Origin of the sequence: Mycobacterium shimoidei, from assembly GCF_900417275.1 — a bacterium.
In the GTDB taxonomy this organism is placed as follows: domain Bacteria; phylum Actinomycetota; class Actinomycetes; order Mycobacteriales; family Mycobacteriaceae; genus Mycobacterium; species Mycobacterium shimoidei.
The window spans coordinates 3874604-3896822 of record NZ_UEGW01000001.1; the positions used below are offsets into that span (position 1 = coordinate 3874604).

Genomic DNA, 22219 nt, shown 5'->3' on the forward strand with positions numbered 1-22219 from the left:
TCAACCCAGCCTTTCGGAAAGTTCTTTCAGCAGTTCGTCATCGGAGAGATCGTCATACTCGTCCGCGCTTTGTGCCTCGGCGATCTCGGCCAACTCGGGCAGCAGGGTGGCCAAGTAGTTGGAGAGTGCTTCGACGGTCGGGTAGTCGAACACCACGGATGCGGGTAGCACCTCCCCCAGACTCTCCGACAGCGCACGTTGCAGCGTCACGCTCATCAGCGAATCCATGCCGGATTGGAAGAATCCCACCGTCGGATCAAGCAGCTGGGCCGACGCCAATCCCATTGCGGCAACGACCTGTTCGGTCACATGATCAACCAGCATCGCGTGCCGTTGTGCCGGGTCGGCGTCGCGCAATGCTTTCCGGAACTCGGTGGTCGGAGCCGACGAACGGTCGACGTCTCCCTCGGCCGGCAGCATGTCGTCGACGATGTGCAGTGCCGCTCGGGTGCGGTAGGCGGTGGCCAGTCGGTCCCAGTCCGCCGCGACGACGGTCGGGCAGACCGGGCCACCCGGGCCGGTGAGCCACGCCAGCGCCTGGATGGCGGTCTCGTCGGGCATGGGCTCCAGTCCGGAGTCCAGGGTCACCTGGCGTTCCTCGTCGGATTGATTATCTGTCAGTGACTTCCACAGCCCCCAGTTGATCGCGGTGGCGGGCAGTCCGGCGGCCCGGCGCGCATAGGCGAAGGTGTCCAGGAACGTGGTGGTGGCCGCGTAATGGGCGAGCCAGCGCGAGCCGGTCACTCCGGAAATCGATGAGAACAGCACGAACTGGCGCACCGGGTGGCGCAAGGAAAGCCCGTGCAGCACCGCCAGCGCATCCAGTTTCGGCCGGAACATAGCGGCGACGTCGTCGTCGGTCATGTCTTGCAGCGTTACCGGGCCGCCACCGAACGCCGCCAGGTAGATGCCCGCCAGGGGTGGCAGGTCGTTGCCGAAGCGGTCGAACAGCGCGCTCATCGCGGCTTCGTCGGCGGCGTCAGCGGCCACCGTCACCAACGTCGTTCCGCTGGCGGACAGGCTGGCCGCCAGCTCGTCAAGGCGCGAACCCGGATTACGCGACACCGCGACCACGGTGCCTGCGCCCATGTTGGCCAACTGCCTGATCAACTGCGGTCCGATGTTGCCCGTCGCGCCGATGACGAGCTGACAGCTGTCTTTGTCGAGCTCGATGGGCGTGGCTGCCGGGTAACTCGGGTGCAGCCGCGGAACGTGGCGGGCGCCTGCCCGGTACACGATTTGGTCCTCGCCGTCACCGATGTACGCCTCGTCCCGCACGTACCGGGCGGCCAGCGCCGGGGGCACCGACTCGTCGACATCGATGACGGCGCCCCAGATTTCGGGATGTTCGAGCGCCAGCGTGCGCCCCAGCCCCCACAACGCAGCGTGGGCGGGATTGGCCCGATCGCCTTCGCGCAGCGGTTGAGCGTTGCGGGTGAGAATGAACAGTCGCGGTTTCGCTTCCGCTGCCACGACGGCCGCGGTCAGCTTGCGTGCCGCGTTGAAAATCTCGTAACCGGGCTCGGCAGCGAAGTTCTCGGCTGACCTCGGGGGTGCATACAGAACGTCGGTCACCCCGGCCAGTGAGTTGGCGAGTGCGCCCGGATCCTCTATCAGCACCGACGGCGGCAGGATCGTCGCCCCCGCGCCCTCGCCGAGCACGGCGCCGAACTCGGCGCCCGGTCCGGAGTCGGCGATGACCAGCCACGAGCCGGCTTGGGTGCTCTGTGCCTCGGCGAGCTCACGGGCCGGCCAGGTCAGCTGGCAATACCACTCCGCGGGGATCGGCCCGTCGATCGGCGGCGACCAGTCGGCACCGCGCTCACCCGATTCGCGTCGACGTGGCGCCCGCGCGATGTCGACCCAGTGGCGGACGTGGTGCCACGGCGTTGTCGGCAGCACCGGATGCGGTTCCGGCGGATGCGGGGTCTCCGGCGGATGGCTGGTGAAGGTGCTGTTCAAGTTGGTGTGGAAGCTGATCGTGTCGTCACCGTCACGCGCCAGCGTTCCGACACTGTGGTGATGGGTCACCGACTCCAGCGTGTCGTTGACAGCATGCGTCAGGATCGGATGAGCGCTGATCTCAACGAAAGTGGTGTGCTCCTCGGCGGCCATCGTGATGGCCTGACTCACCCGCGCCGGCTGTCGCACATTGGATACCCAGTACTCGGCGTCGAGCATGGGCGCGACACCGTCTTCGGTGACGGTGGAGATGAACGGGATGGTCGGTATCGAGGGTTGTAGATCAGCAAGTGCCGCACGCAAATCGGGCAGGATGGGATCCATCAACGCGGTGTGCGATGCGACTTCCATGTTCACCCGCCGGGCGAAGCGGTTCTGCGCGCTCACCGCGGCGATCACCTCGTCGACCGGCGCTACGGGCCCGGCGACCACGGTCTGGCGCGGGGAGACGTAGCCGGCCACACTGACGTCGGGATAGTCCGCGAGCAACTTCTCGGTGGCTTCTGCGTCCAGATTGAGTAGTGCCACCGCACCCTGCCCGGCGAGCTGTGACATCAACTGCGATCGGCTGGCGATCACCCGGAAGCCGTCGGCCACCGTCAACGCGCCGGCCACCACCGCGGCGGTTACTTCGCCCATGGAATGCCCGATCACCGCATCGGGGTGCACCCCGTAGGAGCGCCACAGGTCGGTCAATGCCAGTTGCAACCCCATCAGCACCGGTTGCACCTGCGCGTCACCGCTCACCAGCTCACCGCCGGAGATCACCTGCCACAGCGAAAAGCCCACTTGCTCAACGAAGATCGGCTCGAGCGTGGCGATCGACCGCGCAAACACCGGCTCGTCGGCGAGCAGCTGGCGTCCCATGCCTGCCCAGTGCGAGCCCTGACCCGAGTACACGAACACCGTCCCGGATCCGCACGGCCCGTCATGGGGTGCGACCACTCCGTCGGCGGTTCGCCCTGCGGCCAACGCGCGCAGCCCGGCCACGGCGTCGGCGCGGTCGCGTGCACACACGGTGGCGAACTGAGCGTGGTGATCGCGGTGGTGGTTGAGGGTGTGCGCGACGTCGGGCAACTTCACCTGGCTGCCCTCGCCGTCCATCCACTGCGCCAGCACGCCGGCCAGCGACGCGATCCGTTCCGGGGTGGCACCGGAAACCACCAACGTGGTGACCGCCGGGTCGGGCTCGCGGACGGCGGTGTCGGTGGTGGTGGCCGGCGCCTGTTCGATCACCACATGTGCGTTGGTGCCGCCGAACCCGAAAGCCGATACCCCGGCCCGGCGAGGCCGGTCTGTGTCTGGCCATTGTTGTTGTTCAGCAACGACTTTCAACCGCATCTGGTTGAACGGGATGTGCGGGTTGGGCTTTTGGAATCCGCGATTGGCCGGGATGCTGCCTCGCTGCACCGCCAACACCGTCTTGATGAAACCCGCGATGCCGGCGGCCGCTTCGAGGTGGCCGAGATTCGACTTGACCGCCCCGATCAGCAGCGGTGCCTGTTCGGCTCTTCCACGTCCCAGGACGGTGCCCAGTGCGCGCGCCTCGATCGGATCGCCCAGCAACGTTCCGGTGCCGTGGGTTTCGACGTAGTCCACTTCTTGCGGCGCTATCCCGGCGTTGGCGTATGCCGCCCGCAGCACCGCCATCTGGGCGGCGGGGTTGGGAGCCAGCATGCCGTTGGACCGGCCGTCCTGGTTGACCGCCGAACCCCGCACGATCGCCAGCAGGCGATCCCCGTCGCGCATCGCGTCGCTGAGTCGCTTGAGCACCACGACCCCGCAACCTTCGCCGCGGACGAAACCATCGGCGTCCGCGTCGAAGGCGTGGCAGGCACCGGTCGGCGACAACGCGCCGGTCGAATCGAAGGCACGGAAGACCCCGGGCGCCAGCAGCAGATTCACCCCCGCCGCCAAAGCCACATCCGAGTCCCCGATGCGCAGGCTTTGACATGCCAAATGCAGTGCGACCAACGACGAGGAGCACGCGGTATCCACCGTTACCGACGGTCCCCGCAGATCCAGGAAATATGACAGCCGGTTGGCGATGATGCTCAGCGCCCCACCGGGGTTGCTCCACGCGTCGACGCCGGCCAGATCGAGAGCCGCCAGGTATCCGTAGTCGGTGTAGCACGCACCGGCGAAGACCCCGGTCTGCGAGCGCCGCAGCGAACTCGGCGCAATCCCGGCGTGCTCCAACGCCTCCCAGGCGACTTCCAGCAACATTCGCTGCTGGGGGTCCATTTTGACGGCTTCCCGGCTGGAGATGTCGAAGAATTCCGCGTCGAACGCGTCGACCTCCTCCAGGAAAGCTCCCAACCGAGTGGTGCGGGCCAGGGCCGCCCCGACTTCCGGCGAGCCGTCGTCAAAGGGAGCCCACCGCTCCGGTGGTACCTCGGTGACCGCTGATCGGCCCTCGCAGAGAAATTCCCAGAACCCGTCGGGTCCGACGCCCCCGCCGGGGAAACGGCAGCCGATGCCGATCACCGCGATCGGTTCGTCCAACGCGCCCCGCCCGGCTTCGGCTGCCGGCTCGGCGTCCTCGTCGGGTTCAGCGCCTGCGAGGAACCGCGCCAAGTCGCCGATCGTCGGGTGCTGCCAGAACTCCACCGGTGAGACTCGCCGGTTGAGCAGTTCGGAGAGCTCCCCCGAGAGCACCACCGCATCGCGCGATCCCAGCCCGAGATCGCTCATCGACACCTCGAAGTCGATTTCGTCCGGGCTGCAGCCGACGTTGGTGACGAGATAGTCGGCTAGCCAGTAACGCAGTGCCTCCTCGTCGTACTGCGCCGTCATGGCGCGACGTCCAAACGGCTCATCAAGCACCCCTCTCACTGCCGGCGGGAGCCGATTCCACGCTGTCGAACAAGTCGTCCAGCACGCTGCTCGCCGAGTCGGTCAGCATATCGATGTCGTCGTCCGGGTTTTCCTGCGGTACGAGCTTTTTGGCGAGGTAATTCGCTAGCGACGACACGGTCGGATGGTTGAAGAGCATGGTCGCCGACAACTCGATGCCGACGAACCGCTCAGTCTCCCGTCGAACCGACATTGCCATCACCGAGTTGAGGCCCAGCTCCGCGAACGGCCGGTCCAGGTCGAGTTCGGCTGCCGGCATCGAAAGCTCGTGAGCAAGGATGGTCCGCAAGCCGTCCTCGAGTTCACTTCGCATCTCCTCGGGCGACATCTGCGACCAGGCCGGTGACGTGCTGTGTGCCTCGGATTCGGTCAGCCCGGCCGACGTCGGCATCGGGGCCATCACGGCCTGAGCGACGTCGTAGCGCTCCAGATGGTCCCAGGCCGCGAAGGCTTCGTCGGGGTCGACCGGTCGTGAGCCCAGCCGCTCGAGTTCTTGCACCGCGATTTGCGCGTCGGCTCCGAACCCGAGTCCCCGCCAGGCCACCCAGTCCAGGCTGACGGTGTGGCAACCCTGCCGCCGGCGGGCCCGGGCCAAACCGTCGAGGTAGGCGTTGGCCGCCGCGTAAGCGCCCTGTCCGGGGACACCGAAGACCGCGCCGGCGGCCGCGGTGAAGAACAAGAAGTCGAGACTTCCCGGCGGAAATGCCTCATGCAATACCTGCGCACCGGCGATTTTCGGCCACATGGCGCGGTGCAGGCGGCCCTCCTCGAGCTCGGTCAACAGCTGGGCATCGGTGATACCGGCCCCGTGGACGATGCCGCGGATCGGTGCGGCCCCGTCGGCGTCGCGCTTGGCGAGCAGCCCCTGGACCGCGTCGGGCGAACCGATGTCGAGGGCCACCGCCTCGACCGCGACACCTCGCAGCTCCAGCGCCCGGATCGCGGCGATCTTGTTGCGGGTGTCGGCGTCGTTGGTGTCGCTGTCCCAGTCGCGCCGCGGCGGCAACGCCGTGCGGCCGGCGAGGATCAGCCGTCGCGCACCGTGGTCGGCGAGCCAGCCGGCGGTCAGCAGGCCCAGTGCACCCATGCCGCCGGTGATCAGGTATGCGGCATCCGGGCGGCACCGCAACGGCTCGCGCACCGGTTCGCCGGAGACCGGCACCAGGTCCGGCACGACGAATTCGCCGTCGCGCAGCGCAACGATCGACTTGGCCGGGGTGGGCAAGATGCCGGACAGCGCCGAGACGCAGTCGCTGATGTGGGCTTCGGCCGGAAGGTCGACCAGGCCACCCCACAGCTGTGGCTGCTCGGCCCGGATGACCCCGGCCGTCCCCCACAGGAAACTCTGCCGAACCGCCGCGTCCGAGGCGCCTTCGCGAACACCCTGAGTGACGATCCACAGCGTGACCGGGTGGTCATCGTCGCGCTCGGCCAGCCGGCGCACCAGGTCGGCCACTTCCAGTGAAACGCGAACCGCGCAGTCGAGGTCGGGCTCGTCGGGCCGCAGCTCGGGCACATAGAGGACGTATCGCGCGTCGGCGACGGCCCCCGAGACGTAACCGGCGGCGGCGAAAGCACCCGCGATGCCGTCGTCTCCGACGATCGCGAGCGTGTCTCGAACAGCGCCATTCTGCTGTGGGTCGGGCTGCAGTGGCTGCCATTCGATGACGTGCACCATCGCGGCGGGATCCTGGTTGCGCGATGGCGCCACCGTCGAGTCCACCGCCGTGTAGCGAAGTGCGCGGATATCGATGCACCTACTGCCGTCGGGCGCCGTCACCGTGATGTCGACGACCAGCTCGTCGTCGCTGCCGCCACGGCGATATACCTCGATGCGGGCACGTCGCTCGTCAAGGTCGGCGGGGAACTGAACGCCGGCGACCGCGGCCGGGACCATCAGCCGCGGGTTGGCGCTGTCCAGCAGGCGGGCGATGTGCACGGCCGCGTCGAAGTGCCCGACGGCCGAAGCGTCGGACACCTCGACGTCGGCCACCAGCCGGCTGCCCGAGGAGCGGCAGGAATTGATCGACCAGTCGAACGGCCGGCCTTCACTGCCCCATGCCCGCCACAACGAGGTCACCGACTCATCTTCGAAGTCGGTGTGCTGGGTGCCCGGCGTTTCGTCGTCGCCGCGGGGTCGCGGTTGACTGCCATGCAGCGGGCCGCCGAGTTGGGCGCTGACGTGCCTGACCCAATGTTGCTCGCCATCCTGCGCCGCCGCACTTGACGACACGGTCACGGTTGCGCCGTCGGCGACCACCTGGATCACGCGTGGCTCGTCGACGATGATCGGGTACTCGAATCGCACGTCCGACAGAGTTGATGCGCCACATCCGGCTGCCGCCGTCGAAAGTGTCTGCAGCAGAACAGATACCGGAACAAGCTCGACCCCGTGGTTCTGGTGGGAACCCGGATACGGTTTGGTCGCGGGAGCAAGCCGCGCCTGCCACAAGTGGGTGGTCGGCGTGGTAGTGATCGTCATGTGCTCGCCGAGTAGCGTCCCGGGCCTGGGCGCTGATTCCGTTGCCCGCACCCGGTTTTCGGCGCTAATCCAATGCTGGGTGTGCTGCCACGGCGTACTGGGCAGCACGGGATGCGGCTCGGGTGGGTGCGGCGTCTGCGGCGGCGCCGCGACGTAGGTCCTGTTGAGATTGGTATGGAAGCTGACCGTGTCGTCGCCGTCGCGCAACAACGTAGCGATGCTGTGATGGTGGGTCGATTCCAGCGTCTCGGTGACGGCGTGCGTCAGCATGGGATGCGGGCTGATTTCGATGAAGGTGGCGTGCTGGTCGGCGGCGGCGCTGACGGCTTGCCGTAGCCGCACCGGCCGGCGCACGTTGGCCACCCAATACTCCGCGTCCAACAGGGGCGCAGCGGCGCCCATGTCACCGTCGGCGACCGTGGAGAAGAACGCAATCCTCGGCGCCTTGGGCGCCAAATCCTCCAGCGCCGAATGCAGTTCGGGCAGAACAGGATCCATCAGCGCGGTGTGCGACGCGACTTCCATGTTCACCCGCCGCGCGAAACGCTCCTGTGCGGTCACGGCGGCGATCACCGCGTCGACCTGCGCAACCGAACCCGCGACGACGGTCTGGCGCGGCGAGAGGAAACCCGCCACGCTCACCTCGGCGAAGTCGGCGAGCAGCTTTTCGGCGGCCTCGGCGTCCAGCTCCACCAGCGCCACCGCACCCTGGCCGGCCAGTCGCGACATCAGCCGCGACCGGGTGGCGATCACCCGCAGCCCTTCGGCCGGGCTCAGCGCCCCCGCCACCACCGCGGCGGTCACCTCTCCCATCGAATGCCCGATCACCGCATCGGGCTCCACGCCATAGGAGCGCCACAACGCGGTCAGCGCCAACTGCAGCCCCATCAACACCGGCTGCACCCGCGCATCTCCTGATACCGGTTCACCGTCGGCCAACACCTGCCGCAGCGAGAACCCCACATGCTCGACGAACAGCGGCTCCAACTCCTCGACCGCGGCCACGAACGCGGGCTCGTCGGCCAGCAATTGCCGGCCCATGCCGGGCCACTGCGAACCCTGGCCCGAGTACACGAAAACCTTGCCCGGCTTGCAGACTCCCTGGTGCGGGCCCACGACGCCGACTGCTGATTCGCCGGCGGCCAGGGCGCGTAGCCCGGCCACTGCCTGCGCACGGTCACGGGCACATACCGTGGCGAAGATCTTGTGCTGGGTACGGTGGTGGTTGACGGTGTGCGCCACATCGGCCAGCGGGACGTCGGCGCCCTCGCCGGTCATCCAGTCGGCCAGCGTGGCGGCCATCGCCGCGATACGGGCAGGAGTCTTCCCCGACACTACTAACGTGGTCAGGATCGGATCATCTTGGGCAGCAGTGGTTTTCGAAGGTTCCCGCGGCGGGGCCTGCTCGACTATCACATGCGCATTGGTGCCGCTGACCCCGAACGACGACACACCGGCCCGCCGCACCCGGTCGACCGGTGGCCACTCCATGCCCTTGGCGGCGATGGTGAACCGCGAAGCGCCCTCGACGGCGTTCGGCGTCAACTGAGTGAAATGCAGATGCTGCGGAATGTAGCCGTGCTGCACACTGAGCACGGTCTTGATGAACCCGGCGATACCCGCGGCAGATTCCAGGTGACCCAGATTGGTTTTCACCGAGCCGAGGACCAACGGCGCCGCGCCGTTGCGGTTACCGAAAACCTCTGTCAACGCGCCTAATTCGATCGGGTCGCCGAGCGCCGTTCCGGTGCCGTGTGCCTCGATGTAGTCGATGTCTGCGGGCTGCAACCGCGCCGCGCTCAGCGCCTGGCGCAGCAACGCCTGCTGCGCCGGTCCGTTCGGCACCGTTTGCCCACTGCTGGGGCCGTCCTGGTTGACCGCCGAACCGCGCACCACGGCCAGCACCGGATCGCCGTCGCGCAACGCGTCGCCGAGTCGCTTGAGCACTACCACTCCGCAACCCTCACCGCGCACATAGCCGTCGGCGTCGGCATCAAATGCCTTGCAGCGCCCGTCGGGCGCCAACATCCCCCACCGCGAGGTGGCCACGCTGTTTTCCGGACTGAGCATCAGGTTGACCCCGGCGGCCAGCGCCTGGTCACTTTCCCGTCGGCGCAGGCTCTGGCAAGCCAGGTGGATGGCGACCAGCGACGACGAACACGCCGTGTCGATCACGATCGCCGGGCCGTGCACGCCCAGGAAGTACGCCAACCGGCCGGCGGCGAAGTTCGCCGCGTTTCCGAACGGAACGTGCGGGTCGACTTCTTCGGGCGGCAACCGTCCGGCCAGGGTCAAGGTGTAGTCATAGGTGGTCATTCCGACGAAAACCGAGGTTTGGCTGCCGCGGATGGTCGGGGCGGTGATACCCGCGTTCTCCAATGCCTCCCAGGCCACTTCGAGCAGCAACCGCTGCTGGGGATCCATCGCGGCGGCCTCGCGCGGGGACAGACCGAAGAACTCTGCGTCGAACTCGTCGGGCCGCCACGACGTGAGAAAACCCCCCTTCCGACTGCAGATCGTCCCCGGCACGCTGTGGTCGTCGGAATAGAAGGCGTCAGCGTCCCAGCGTTCCGGGGGCACCTGCACGATGCCGTCCAGGCCGTCTTGCAGAAACTGCCAGTACTGGCTGGCACTGTCCACCCCGCCGGGGAACCGGCACCCCACCCCGATCACCGCGATCGGCTCGGTGTCACCCTTCTCGGCGACTTCCAGACGGGCGGTCAAATCGTCGATCTTGCGTAACGCGTCGGCGATGATGCCGCGACGATCCGGTGCAGCAGCCATCGCGTTCAACCCAACCTTCCGAAAAGCTTGTTAGACAGTGATTCTTTTTTCGCGACAGCCGACGCGTGGCGGACCTGACCCTGCAACACAACGGGCGGAGATTCAGTTGCCGACATTGTGGTACTCCCGTTGCGGTGTCAAGCCTTATAGACACCCACTAACTACGCCGTTCGACGCTGCCGAAAGACGTCATACGGTGGCGTCCAGCCTGGTGAACTCGTTTTGCTGGTAAACCTCGACGCACGAGGAGCGGCGGATCTTGCCACTGGTGGTGATCGGGATGGAACCGGCCGGCACCAGCACGAGGTCAGACACCCGCAACCCGTGCGTCTTGGTGATCGCCGATGTCACTTCCTGCTTCACCGCGCGCAGCTTGCTCAGCATTTCCTCATCGGAGCTGCCCCGATTCTTCATCTCGGCGATCACGACCAGCCGCTCCGTGCGGTCGTCCTGCACCGAGATCGCCGCCACGCGGCCACCACTGATCTCCTGCGTCGTGGCCTCGATGTCGTCGGGGTAGTGGTTACGCCCGTCCACGATCAACAGGTCTTTGATGCGGCCGATGATGAACAACTCACCGCCGTAGATCACACCGAGGTCTCCAGTCCGCAGCCAAGGCCCGGCCGGGGTGCCCGGCGAGGGATCGACGATTTGCCCGCCGAAGGTGCGCTGTGACTGTTCAGGCTTGCGCCAATAGCCATTGGCGATGTTGTCGCCGTGCAGCCAGATCTCCCCGACCTTGCCGGCCGGGTTCTCGATCCGGGTCTCCGGGTCGACGATCCGAATCGTGCTGGCGCGGGGAATGCCGACACTGACCAGCTCGGTTCCGGTTTCGCAGGCTTCCGCGTGGCCGGCCGACAGCTTCTCGTAGTCGAAACGCACCACTGTCGGGGGCCGCCCGGGCCCGGACGAGGCCACGTACACCATCGCCTCCGCCAAGCCGTAGGACGGCTTGAGCGCTTCCGGCGGGAAGTTGAACGCGGCGAACCGATCCAGGAATCGCCGGATCGTCGCGGCGTGCACGCGTTCACTTCCGCTGAGCACGGTGTGCACATGCCCGAGGTCCAGCCCGGCCATATCAGCGTCGGAGGTCCGTCGCGCAGCGAGTTCGAACGCGAAGTTCGGCACCGCGGTGAAACTGCGGGTGTGGGTGGCCAGCGCCTGGATCCAGCGGGCAGGCTTCTGCAGGAACGCCATCGGGCTCATCAACACCGAGTGCAACCCCAACGTCAGCGCGCCGGTGACACCCAGCAGCAGGCCCATGTCGTGGTAGATGGGCAGCCAGGACACCAACGTGGTGTCCGGCGGAGGAATCGCTCCCTCGGCCTCGAAGTAGTCTTGTTTCACCTGCTCGATATTGGCGAGGATGTTCTTGTGGCTGACCACGACGGAAGCCGGCGAGCGGGTCGAGCCTGAAGTGTATTGCAGCAGTGCGGTTTTGCATTGCGGCCGCTTCGCGGGCGCCCAGGCCGGCGGCGAGTCGAGGTCCAAAGCGTCGATCTCGATGACTACCGGAGGCGTGCCGGGAAGCCCGTTGGCGCATGCGACTACGTCGTCGACGACCGCCGAGGTCGTCAGGATCGCCACCGGCGAGCTGTCCTTGAGGGCGCCGCTCGTCCGTTCGTCATGCGCGCCGAACTGGGGTACGGGCAGCGGAACCGCGATGAAGCCCGCCTCCATCGCGCCGTAGAAGCCGATGACGTATTCCAGACCCTGCGGCGCGGCAATCGCGACGCGATCGCCCGGCACCCCACACGAAGCCAGTTCCGCGGCGACCACCTGGACCCGAGTGAGGACCTGAGACCAGGTCAATGTCTCGGAGTATCCGGCAGGGTCAACGTCGTAGTCGAGGAACGTGTACGCCGGTGCATCCGGCTGTTGCCGGGCCCACGCCGCCAGCACGTCAGGGATGGAAGCTTGGCTCACTGGCATCGACATACCCTTCTAGATCCAGGACCCGTGAACCAGCGAAATGTGGTATCGCTGGTGGGGCGCTTGTGGTGCAAGAGGTTAACAGGGGTATCCCTTCTCTCGGACGAAAATCCAAGTATGGCCTCAAACACACCTTAGAGCGACCTGAGCGCATTTCGGATCCGCAGCCGTGGTCCCAATCCGCTGGCCGCCGCCGCGACGCCTGATATCAGGGCAGGTAATCCGCCGCTTTCACCGATACCGACGTGCCGCCCTCACCGGCGGAACGGCAGGTATATCGCTTGCGCGCCCCGCACTCGGGCGGGGCAAGTAACGAAAAATTCATCTGGATCACAGCTACGACGGACGCTATTTGTCGCGTGTTTGCATACAGACAATTGTCAGATTTCATTCAGAAAATACTCAGAATTGGTGTGCTAATGCTCCGCGCAACGCAACAAGATCTTGCTCTCGACGTCGGCAACCAACTCCGGTAAGTGATCAATCAAGTAGAAATGGTGTCCGGGGAACTCTCGCGCGGTGAACTCCGACGTGGTGCGCTCTGACCAAGGCGCGACCTTCTCGGCAGTGGCGACTTCGTCGTTGTCGCCGTAGAACGCGTGGATCGGACACGACAACTTCGCGTCGGGCGGGCAGTCGTACTTCGAGATGGCCTTCAGTCCGCGCAGCGTCGGCAGGATCTTGGCGGCGAATTCCTCGTTCTCGAGGAACTCCGGATTCACGCCCGTCATCTCGCTGACCGCGCCGAGCAGGCCGCGGTCGGACTCGGGAATGTACTCGTAGCCGATCCTGCCGGGTGCGGCGCTCGCCGAAACGAACAGGGCCGCAATGGGATTCCCCGCCGCTTCGAACCGGCGGGCCACCTCGAATGCCACCAGGGCGCCCATGCTGTGACCGAAAAACGCGATCTTCTGCTCGCTGCGATCCTCCGGTGAAACCATCGTGCACACTTGGTCGGCGAGATCGGGAATGCTGGTGAACGACCCGAGGTCGTGCGCGCCGCGCCGACCCGGATATTGCACGGCGATGCGCTTGATGTCGCTGGCGAACGCCCGGGCGAAGGGCACGTAATACTGCGGTGAGCCACCCGCGTGGGGAAAGATGTATAGCCTCGGCTGCCCGGTCACGCGGTCACCATACCGACCTCATCAGTGCCGCTCGGAGAGGGCGCGGCGGTATGATCGGGCGCGCCGCCCAAGGGCCCGGTGAAGACAATTTTCCTAAGTATTTTATTTCCGAAATCAGGTGCCAAACTTGGGGCGGAACGCATAAGATTTCCTAGCCCATGTGCCTAGGCATTGGCCGCGGGAGGGGTCAATCGATGCTCACGGCCCTGGAATGGTCCGCCAGCAGAGGTTGACGGCAGTCTTGGAGGAGGTAGGCAGTGTCGTACTTAACTACGGACCCGGGCATCTTGTCCGCGGCCGCGGGGAGTTTGGCAGGAATCGGCGACGGGATGATCGCCCAGAGCGCAGCGGCGGCCGGGCCGACGGGGGCGGTGGTTCCACCGGCGGCGGACATGGTGTCGGCTTTGATGGCTTCGCAGTTCGTTGCGCACTCGCAGGCTTATCAGCAGGTTGCAGCACAGGCTGCGGCGGTTCACCAGCAGTTGGTGGCCACCTTGCAGGCCAGTGCCGCGTCGTATGCCAACGCGGAGGCCGCCAACGCGTCAGCCACCGGTTAACCGGGGTCGAGTATGACGTTCATGATGTTTCCGCCCGAGATCAACTCCGGGCTGATTTACACCGGGCCGGGTTCGAGTTCGTTGTTGACCGCGGCGACGGCGTGGAGTTCGTTGGCTGCCGAGCTGTCGACAGCCGCCGCCGGCTATCAGTCGGTGATCACCAACCTGACAACAGGGCCGTGGGTGGGTCCGTCGTCGGCCGCGATGGCGGCGTCCGCTGCCCCGTTCGTTGCCTGGATCAACGCCACCGCTGCGCAGGCTGAGCAAGCAGCGGCACAGGCCGCGGCGGGCGCGGCCGCGTTCGAAGCCGCTCGGGCGGCGTCGGTGCCGCCCCCGGTGATCGCGGCCAACCGGGCGCTGTTGGCAGCCCTGGTCGCAACCAACATTCTGGGGCAGAACACCCCGGCGATCGCGGCCACCGAAGCGCAGTACATGGAGATGTGGGCGCAGGACGGCGCGGCGATGGACACCTACGCGGTGGCCTCGCAGCAGGCCACGAGCGCGTTGCCGCAGCACACACCGGCGCCGGAGGTCGCCAACGGCTCACCCGCGCAAGCCGTCGCGAATGCCCAGAGCCTGGCCAGCAACGCGACGACAAATGCGACGAATATGGCGCCGCAAGCGCTGGCGGCGGCGCCATTGGACGCCGCCGAGGGCACCCCCACGTGGGTTGATGCCGTGATGGGCATTCTAGGTCTGAACGACGCGTCGGACGTTGCGAACCTGACCTCGCTGGCGAACCTGGGCGCTGTGCCGGCCCGCTTCGCGCTCTACCCGATGAGCATGCTCATGCAGCTGGCCCGGATGGGCCAGATGGGTTCCTCGTCGATGGGCGGTCTGAGCAGCATGGGCGAGAGCCTGCTGAACCAGGTCGCCCAATTGGTCGACGGGAAGATGCAACTGATCACCGGCGGCGTCTCCAACCAACTCAGGTCGTGGGCAGGGCAGATCTCCGCGCAACTGGCCGGTGCGCATCGGCTGGGCGGTATGTCGATCCCCCAGGCGTGGTCGCAGGCGTTGCAGGGGCCCGGGCTGACCAGGGCCGCGCCGGTGCTACCCGCCACCAGTGTCAGTGCCCCCACCGTCTCGGCGCCGGCAGCGAGCGGCATCCCCGGAGGCCCCTACGGACAGGCGCTGATGGGTGCACTGAGCGGGCGCGGACTGAGCGCCATGGCTGCCAAGACGCCCAAGGTCATACCGAAGACACCGGCAGGCGGCTAGCAGGAGGGGATGCCGTTGAATCAATGCCTCGTAGACAAGCAATGACATCGAGCTAAATCGAGCTAAGGAGACAGGTAAATGCCAACACGCTTTATGACCGACCCGCACGCGATGCGGGACATGGCGGGCCGTTTTGACGTGCACGCTCAGACCGTCGAGGACGAGGCCCGCAAGATGTGGGCGTCCTCGATGAACATCGCCGGTGCCGGCTGGAGCGGCACAGCCCAGATGACCTCACACGACACCATGGCCCAGATGAACACCGCGTTTCGCAACATCGTCAACATGCTGCACGGGGTGCGCGACGGGCTGATCCGCGACGCCAACAACTACGAACAACAAGAGCAGGCCAGCCAGCAGATCCTGAGCAGCTGAAAGACATTGGGAGAACAAAGATGACGATCAATTACCAGTTCGGCGATGTCGATGCCCACGGTGCGCTGATCCGCGCCCAGGCCGCCGCCTTAGAGGCCGAACACCAGGCCATCATTCGTGATGTGCTGGCCGCCGGTGACTTCTGGGGTGGTGCCGGTTCGGTGGCCTGCCAGGAGTTCATCACCGCGTTGGGTCGCAACTTCCAGGTGATCTACGAGCAGGCCAACGCCCACGGCCAAAAGGTACAGGCCGCCGGCAACAACATGGCCAGCACCGACTCCGCCGTCGGCTCCAGCTGGGCCTAACAGCACAACCCCTACCCGGGCGCTCGCCACTTGGTGGCGGGCGCCCGGTTTTCGTCAGCCCGCGACAGCTCCCCGCTCGGGGAATCGGGCGCCGAACTCGGTGACCCGCTCGAATCCGTGTTTGCGGGCCTGTGCAGCGGCCCGTCGCAACAGCGCGCCGGTCGAAACCAGCCCCACGTGGTCCACCAGCACGAACGGCGACAGTAACCGGTTGTGCACGAAGGCGTATGCCAATCCACTCGCCGGATCAGCCCATCCGACCGAGCCACCCAGGCCGGCGTGGCCGAATCCGGGCACCACACCGAACGGCACACTGTGGTAGCCCAGGTGGAAGGACAACGGCACCAGGATGTTTCGGTCCGGCCGCAGGCTGTAACGTCCCGTCAAGCCCGCCACCAGCTCCCGGGACAAGAACCGGGCGCCGTCGATGACGCCGCCGTTGGCGATGGCCCCGTACATTTTGGCCAGTGCGCGGGCCGTCACCACCCCGTTGACGGCGGGAAGCTCCCCGTCGAGCAGCGGGATGTCGCCCCGCACAGCGGCTTTCGCGCCGGGGAAATACATCGCCCCGAATCCACCCGACAGCTGGAGCGCGGCGATCTTGGGTGCGACCGCGTCGAATAACGGGTTAGGGATTGTGCTTTGCGGCATGATGATCTGCGCCGGCCTGGTCGGCGCCTCAGCCGGCGGTCGACCCAGATGCAGCCCGTCGGTGCCGAGCGGCTCGGCCAACTCCTCGCGGAACAGCACCCGCATGCCCTTACCGGTGACGGCGCGGGCCAGGCCCGACATCAGCCAGCCGTAAGTCAGCGCGTGATAGGCGGGTTTGCCCAGCAGAACGCCGGGCGAAGCAGCGGCGATTCGCTGCTCCATCAGCTCGTGATCAAGCAGGTCCTGCTGGTTGGCGCCGTTGAGCGCCGACAGGCCGGCCCGATGCCGCAGCACCTGGCGCACGGTGATGCCGGCTTTGCCGTTAGCGCCGAACTCCGGCCAGTATTCGGCGACCGGCGCGTCGTAGTCGATCAGACCGCGGTCGACCAGCCGGTGGATGACGGTGGATGCCATGCCCTTGGTGGCCGAAAACACCATCGGTGCGGTGTCCGCCGTCCACGGTGTGCGACCGCGCCGGTCCGACCAGCCCGTCCAGACGTCGACGACCCGTTTGCCGTCGAGGTAGACCGCCAGGGCACCGCCGCCGAACCGGCGCGCCGGGAACATGGCGGCAAAGCTGCGGACGACGCCGGCGAAGTGTGGATCGGCCGCGCCGTGGACGCCGCGCGGAAGCACCGACCGGCGATTTCCCACGACTTCGAGCCGCATATATCGAATCTAGCGACTGCGTTTCGCAGAAAAATCTGACGTTATTCTATTGTTACCCTGACGCAACCCTGAGGATTTCCTGAGCGGCGAGTGCCGGGGTCAGCTCGCCCGCGATCACCTGGCGCTCCACTTCGGCGCGGATTTTGCGCACCTGGGGATTGGACAGCAGCCGATCGAGGACCGCATCACGCACCATCTGCCAGGTCCAGTCGACCTGCTGGGCACGTCGGCGCGCCTCGAACTCCCCCGCCTCGGTCAGTACCCGCCGATGCTTCTCGACGGTCTCCCATAACTCCGATAGCCCGGTTTTCTCCAGCGCGCTCATCGTGAGAACCGATGGACGCCATAGTGTTTCGCGCGGATAGATGAGCCGGATGACGCCGGAGAGCTCACGTGCCGCCGAGCGCGCCTCGGCCAAGTGCTCGCCGTCGGCCTTGTTCACCACAACGATGTCGGCCAGCTCCAGCACCCCTTTTTTGATGCCCTGCAGCTGATCTCCGGTGCGCGCCAGGGTCAAGAAGACGAAGGTGTCGACCATCTGAGCCACCGCGACCTCGGACTGGCCCACGCCGACCGTCTCGACCAGGATCACGTCGAACCCGGCGGCCTCCAGCAACACGATGGTCTCGCGGGTGGCTTTGGCGACGCCGCCAAGCGTTCCCGATGTCGGCGACGGGCGGACGTAGGCGTCGGGATGGATCGCCAGCTGCGGCATTCGGGTTTTGTCGCCCAGAATCGAGCCGCCGGTGCGCGTCGACGACGGGTCCACCGCCAGCACCGCCACCCGATGCCCGCGCTCGATCAAATACATGCCCAGCGCCTCGATCATGGTGGACTTTCCCACACCCGGGACGCCGGTGATCCCGACGCGGTGGGAGCTTCCGGCCTCCGGCATCAGCGCCAACAGCAATTGCTGCGCCTGGTCGCGGTGATCCGGGCGGGTGGACTCGACCAGCGTGATTGCCCGCGGCAGCGCGGCACGGTCGCCACCGCGCACAGCCGCCGCCAGGTCTTCGACGGTGTCGTCGTAAGCGGCCATCTAGCTGAGTGAATAGCCCAGCCGCTCGGCAAGCTTGTGCAGCAAGCCGATTGCGGCGTCGGCGATGACCGTTCCGGGTGGGAAGATGGCGGCCGCCCCCGCGGCGTAGAGCTCGTCGAAGTCCCCGGGCGGAATGACTCCGCCGACCACGATCATGATGTCGGGCCGGCCAACCTCGGCGAGCGCGTCGCGCAACGCCGGCACTAATGTCAGGTGGCCGGCGGCCAGCGATGACACCCCGATCACGTGCACGTCGTTGTCGGCGGCTTGGCGGGCCACCTCTTCCGGGGTGGAAAACAGCGACCCGACGTCGACGTCGAAACCGATGTCGGCGAACGCCGTTGCGATCACCTTCTGACCGCGGTCGTGACCGTCCTGGCCCATCTTGGCCACCAGGATGCGAGGCCTGCGGCCATCGGCCTCGGCGAACTTCTCCACCAGCTCAGTGGCTTTGGCGATACTGCTCACCTTTCCGGCCTCATCCCGGTACACCCCCGCGATAGTGCGAATCTCGGCTTGGTGCCGCCCGTACACCTTCTCCAGTGCGTCGGAGATCTCTCCCACGGTGGCGTTGGCCCGGGCCGCGTTGATGGCCAACGCCAGCAGGTTCTCGCCCAGCCGATCTGGGTCTGGCCGGCTGCCCGCCGGCCTCTGCGCAGCGGCGGCGCGGCTCAGCTCGGCGAGCGCGTGCTCCACGGCGCCCTGATCCCGATTTGCCCGCAGCTGTTGCAGTTTGGCCAGCTGCTCGGCGCGGACCCGGCTGTTGTCGACCTTGAGGACTTCGATTTCGTGGTCCTCGTCCACCTGATACTTGTTGACCCCGATCACCGGCTGGCGCCCCGAATCGATGCGGGCCTGGGTGCGCGCGGCAGCCTCTTCGATGCGCATCTTGGGAATGCCATCGTCGATGGCCTGGGCCATGCCGCCGTGCTCGGCGACCTCGCGGATGTGTGCACGGGCACGCTGCGCCAGTTGGTGGGTCAGCCACTCCACGTAGTACGAACCGCCCCAAGGATCGATCGGGCGGGTGGTGCCGGACTCCTGCTGCAGCACCAGCTGAGTGTTTCGGGCGATGCGAGCCGAGAAGTCGGTGGGCAGCGCCAACGCTTCGTCGAGGGCATTGGTGTGCAGCGACTGGGTGTGCCCCTGGGTGGCGGCCATCGCCTCGATGCATGTGCGGGCGACGTTGTTGAACACGTCCTGCGCTGTCAGCGACCATCCCGAGGTCTGCGAATGGGTGCGCAGGGACAGCGATTTCGGATTCTTCGGCCCGAACTCGTTGACGAGCTCACTCCACAGCAGCCGGCCCGCGCGTAGCTTGGCGACCTCCATGAAGAAGTTCATCCCGATGCCCCAGAAGAACGACAACCGGGGCGCGAACTGGTCGATGCTCAGGCCGGCGTCCAGACCCGCGTTGATGTAGTCGACCCCGTCGGCCAAGGTGTAGGCGAGCTCCAAATCGGCGGTGGCACCGGCCTCTTGGATGTGGTAGCCGGAGATCGAGATCGAGTTGAACTTCGGCATCTTGGCGCTGGTGTAGGCGAAGATGTCGGAGATGATCCGCATCGACGGCTTGGGCGGATAGATGTAGGTGTTGCGCACCATGAACTCTTTGAGGATGTCGTTCTGGATAGTGCCGGCCAGCTTCTCCGGTGGCACCCCCTGCTCCTCGGCGGCCACCACGTACAGCGCCAGGATCGGCAGCACCGCCCCGTTCATGGTCATCGACACACTGACCGACGACAGGTCGATCCCGTCGAAGAGTTGTCGCATGTCGAGAATGGAATCGATTGCCACACCGGCCATTCCAACGTCCCCCTGCACGCGCGGATGGTCGGAGTCATATCCGCGGTGGGTGGCCAGGTCGAAGGCCACCGACAGGCCCTTCTGCCCGGCGGCCAGGTTGCGTCGATAGAACGCGTTGGATTCCGCCGCAGTGGAGAACCCCGCGTACTGGCGGATGGTCCACGGCTGGTTGACGTACATCGTCGGGTACGGACCGCGGATGAATGGTGGCTCACCGGGGAAACTGTGCAGCGGGTAACCGCCGGCAACCGCGGCGTCGCGGTCGGCGCCGACGTAGATCGGCTTGACCGCAATGCCTTCCGGGGTGTGCCAGTCGAGCTGGTCCGCGGTGTACCCGTGTGCCGACGCTGCCGCGGCGACGTGCGCTGCGACGGCGGCTTCGGTGACCGGATCAGCGGAGCGATCGCCGCGAAGCGGGACGTCGGCGAAGCTGCCGACAGCGGACATGCTTGCAGTCATTACGCTCCCAACCGAGTCAGCAGATTCGACAACGCGTCGACCGCATCGATGTTCGCGGTCAGATAGTCATCCGGTCGATGATCGTCTGCGACGCCCTCGAGCGCCTTTTCCGGGCCGGCCAGATAAATACGCTGCAGTCCGGCGCCGCGGGCAGCCTCGACGACGCCGGCGGCTTCCGCGGCATAGCGCTTGTCGGTGCCGCAGATGACCGCGGTGTCGGTCTTGGCCGCCGCGACGGCCTCGGCCACGCCCGCGGCGTCCACGGGCCCGGGGTTGACTGCTTCGATACCGCCGGAGGCCAACAGGTTGGCCGCGAACGTCGCCCGAATATTGTGCTCGGCCAGCGGCCCCAGCGGCAGCAGCAGCACCTGCGGACGTGACCCGGTGCGCTGCAGGTAGGCATCCGAACGGTCCCGCAGCGCCTCGAAGCCCTCCGCATAACGCCGGACAGCAGACGACGAATCGGCTCTCGGCAGCGGCTGCTCGTCGAGGTTCGGGTATTCGTTGACCCCGGTGATGGCGGTGCGGCGGTGCGCGATGTCGTCGATGCGACGCTCCGCGATCTCGGCGATCCGCCCGGCCACATAGTCGCGAGCGGCGACAAATCCGCCGCGTGCCTCGATGGATTGAAAGTGCTGCCAGGCCTGCTGCGCGAGTTGTTCGGTGAGGTCCTCGACGTACCATGAGCCGCCCGCCGGGTCGAGCACTCGGCCGAGATGTGACTCCTCGAGCAGCAGCAGTTGGGTGTTGCGGGCGATGCGGCGGGAAAAGGCCGTCGACATGTCCGGGAAGCCGCCGGGAATCGCCACGTCGAACGGCAACACCAGCACGGTGTCGGCTCCACCGACCCCGGCGCCGAAGGCGGCCAGCGTGGTGCGCAGCATGTTCACCCACGGGTCGCGCTGCGTCATCATCGGCAGCGAGGTCTCGGCGTGGATGACCGCCGCGCCGCCCGCGGGTTCGCCCACGACTTCGGCTACCCGCGCCCACAGCTGACGAGCCGCCCGCATCTTGGCGATCGTCATGAACTGGTCGTCGTCTGCGGCGAGGCGAAAACTGATCTGCTGCAAGGCTTTATCGATCGGCATGCCGGATTCGTCCAGCTTCCGCAGGTAGACCACAGCGGCCGCGATGCTGCCGGCCAGCTCCCAGGCCGCGTTGGCGCCCAGATTGTGGAAAGTGGGGCCGTCGACAGTGATCGACCGCACGCCGCGGCCGTGCGGCGTCCGCTTCGCGGTCGCGATCACCTCCTCGAGCGACGGCGCCGGGCGTGCCGACAGCGGTGCGGTCAACGGGTCAGCTCCCAAGTCGACCGACAACGTCGTCGCGGTGTCCAGCCGCGTGAGCAGGCCCAGCAGCACATCGGCCGCCGCGGTGTAGTCGGCTCCGGCGTCGACGATGATCGGCACCAGGTCCAGGTACACCCCGGTGAGCAGTTGCTCGAGTTGTGCCGGCGCCACCCCGGCGTCGCCGACACGGAGCACCAGCGCGCTCACCCCGTTGGTGAGCGCCGCCAAAAGTCCGGCGTTATCGTTGGCGCCGTTGCTGGGAAACGCCTCGGCGACCTTCCAGCCCGAGTTGACGTCACGCAGCGCGTCGGCGCCGCGGACATAGGGCCACTCGCCGGGCAGCGGGCGTTCGGGCAGAGCGTCCAATGCGGTGTAGAGCGCCCTGATGGCGAACCCCTCATACGTCGGGGTGTCCAGCAGGCGCTCGGGTTCCGTGCCGAGCTGGTCGGCATCGCGTCGCATGCTTTTGGCCAGCACCTCGGCCACCGCCGCGCGCCAACGGGCGTGGCCCTGCCCCAGGTCGGCGGGGGCGGCGGACACATCGAGAGACACCGGCGGCTCCTGGTTTCGCAGCAAGTAGCGCCCGTAAGCGGGCCTTGCGGCTGCTAACCAGGCTAATTGATAGCCGTCGGCGGCTCTGCGGGGTGGTGCTGCAGGCAAAGACGAATCGCCCGGCGCGTGAAGTGAGTTGTGCACTTCTGGCCC

The 22219-nt window shown here is 66.7% G+C and carries 12 protein-coding genes; 4 read left to right on the forward strand and 8 right to left on the reverse strand.

The genetic code is table 11. The features are described from left to right. The 4 genes from MSP7336_RS18595 to MSP7336_RS18610 form a co-directional block, all read right to left on the reverse strand. Nucleotides 1–4758, reverse strand: a complete 4758-nt coding sequence (locus tag MSP7336_RS18595) for a type I polyketide synthase (protein ID WP_069396475.1) — start codon at nt 4756–4758, stop codon at nt 1–3. Between the two features lie 22 nt (nt 4759–4780). After that, the gene (locus MSP7336_RS18600) at nt 4781–10084 is read right to left on the reverse strand and encodes a type I polyketide synthase (RefSeq protein ID WP_069396474.1); all 5304 of its coding nucleotides are present in this window, start codon (nt 10082–10084) and stop codon (nt 4781–4783) included. Between the two features lie 189 nt (nt 10085–10273). Continuing rightward, nucleotides 10274–12016, reverse strand: a complete 1743-nt coding sequence (locus MSP7336_RS18605; protein ID WP_069396502.1) for an AMP-binding protein — start codon at nt 12014–12016, stop codon at nt 10274–10276. Nucleotides 12017–12432: 416 nt separating this feature from the next. Continuing rightward, a complete protein-coding gene (locus MSP7336_RS18610) occupies nt 12433–13143 on the reverse strand; it encodes a thioesterase II family protein (RefSeq protein ID WP_069396473.1) in 711 nt (236 codons plus the stop codon). A 257-nt stretch (nt 13144–13400) separates the two neighbouring features. On the opposite strand from MSP7336_RS18610, the gene MSP7336_RS18615 reads away from it, so the two are divergent. From MSP7336_RS18615 to MSP7336_RS18630, 4 genes are all read left to right on the forward strand, one after another. Next, entirely contained in the window at nt 13401–13700 is a 300-nt protein-coding gene (locus MSP7336_RS18615) for a PE family protein (RefSeq protein ID WP_069396472.1), read from the forward strand. A 12-nt stretch (nt 13701–13712) separates the two neighbouring features. Further along, a complete protein-coding gene (locus MSP7336_RS18620) occupies nt 13713–14921 on the forward strand; it encodes a PPE family protein (protein ID WP_069396471.1) in 1209 nt (402 codons plus the stop codon). A gap of 78 nt (nt 14922–14999) precedes the next feature. Further along, nucleotides 15000–15296, forward strand: a complete 297-nt coding sequence (locus tag MSP7336_RS18625; protein WP_069396470.1) for a WXG100 family type VII secretion target — start codon at nt 15000–15002, stop codon at nt 15294–15296. Nucleotides 15297–15316: 20 nt separating this feature from the next. Further along, on the forward strand, nt 15317–15601 hold the full coding sequence (locus MSP7336_RS18630; RefSeq protein WP_069396094.1) for a WXG100 family type VII secretion target: 285 nt from the start codon (nt 15317–15319) through the stop codon (nt 15599–15601). Nucleotides 15602–15655: 54 nt separating this feature from the next. Here the strand turns inward: MSP7336_RS18630 and lipL are convergent, their stop codons facing one another. Genes lipL through mutA form a run of 4 tightly spaced genes read right to left on the reverse strand, consistent with a single transcriptional unit; the run spans nt 15656 to nt 22066 of the window. Next, nucleotides 15656–16921 (reverse strand): esterase/beta-lactamase LipL, encoded by a 1266-nt coding sequence (lipL, locus tag MSP7336_RS18635; RefSeq protein WP_069396468.1) that lies wholly within the window; start codon nt 16919–16921, stop codon nt 15656–15658. A gap of 52 nt (nt 16922–16973) precedes the next feature. Beyond that, nucleotides 16974–17960 (reverse strand): methylmalonyl Co-A mutase-associated GTPase MeaB, encoded by a 987-nt coding sequence (gene meaB / locus MSP7336_RS18640; protein ID WP_069396467.1) that lies wholly within the window; start codon nt 17958–17960, stop codon nt 16974–16976. Continuing rightward, nucleotides 17961–20225, reverse strand: a complete 2265-nt coding sequence (gene scpA, locus MSP7336_RS18645) for a methylmalonyl-CoA mutase (RefSeq protein WP_113964303.1) — start codon at nt 20223–20225, stop codon at nt 17961–17963. Then, nucleotides 20225–22066 (reverse strand): methylmalonyl-CoA mutase small subunit, encoded by a 1842-nt coding sequence (gene mutA / locus MSP7336_RS18650; protein ID WP_113964304.1) that lies wholly within the window; start codon nt 22064–22066, stop codon nt 20225–20227. The genes scpA and mutA overlap by 1 nt, the downstream gene beginning before the upstream one ends. Nucleotides 22067–22219 lie beyond the last annotated feature (153 nt).

Coding starts and splice junctions, on each gene's coding strand:
- MSP7336_RS18595 (WP_069396475.1), bottom strand. CDS start 4,758: ATGACGGCGCAGTACGACGAGGAGGCACTGCGTTACTGGCTAGCCGAC.
- MSP7336_RS18600 (WP_069396474.1), bottom strand. CDS start 10,084: ATGGCTGCTGCACCGGATCGTCGCGGCATCATCGCCGACGCGTTACGC.
- MSP7336_RS18605 (WP_069396502.1), bottom strand. CDS start 12,016: ATGCCAGTGAGCCAAGCTTCCATCCCTGACGTGCTGGCGGCGTGGGCC.
- MSP7336_RS18620 (WP_069396471.1), top strand. CDS start 13,713: ATGACGTTCATGATGTTTCCGCCCGAGATCAACTCCGGGCTGATTTAC.
- MSP7336_RS18625 (WP_069396470.1), top strand. CDS start 15,000: ATGCCAACACGCTTTATGACCGACCCGCACGCGATGCGGGACATGGCG.
- MSP7336_RS18630 (WP_069396094.1), top strand. CDS start 15,317: ATGACGATCAATTACCAGTTCGGCGATGTCGATGCCCACGGTGCGCTG.
- lipL (WP_069396468.1), bottom strand. CDS start 16,921: ATGCGGCTCGAAGTCGTGGGAAATCGCCGGTCGGTGCTTCCGCGCGGC.
- meaB (WP_069396467.1), bottom strand. CDS start 17,960: ATGGCCGCTTACGACGACACCGTCGAAGACCTGGCGGCGGCTGTGCGC.
- scpA (WP_113964303.1), bottom strand. CDS start 20,225: ATGACTGCAAGCATGTCCGCTGTCGGCAGCTTCGCCGACGTCCCGCTT.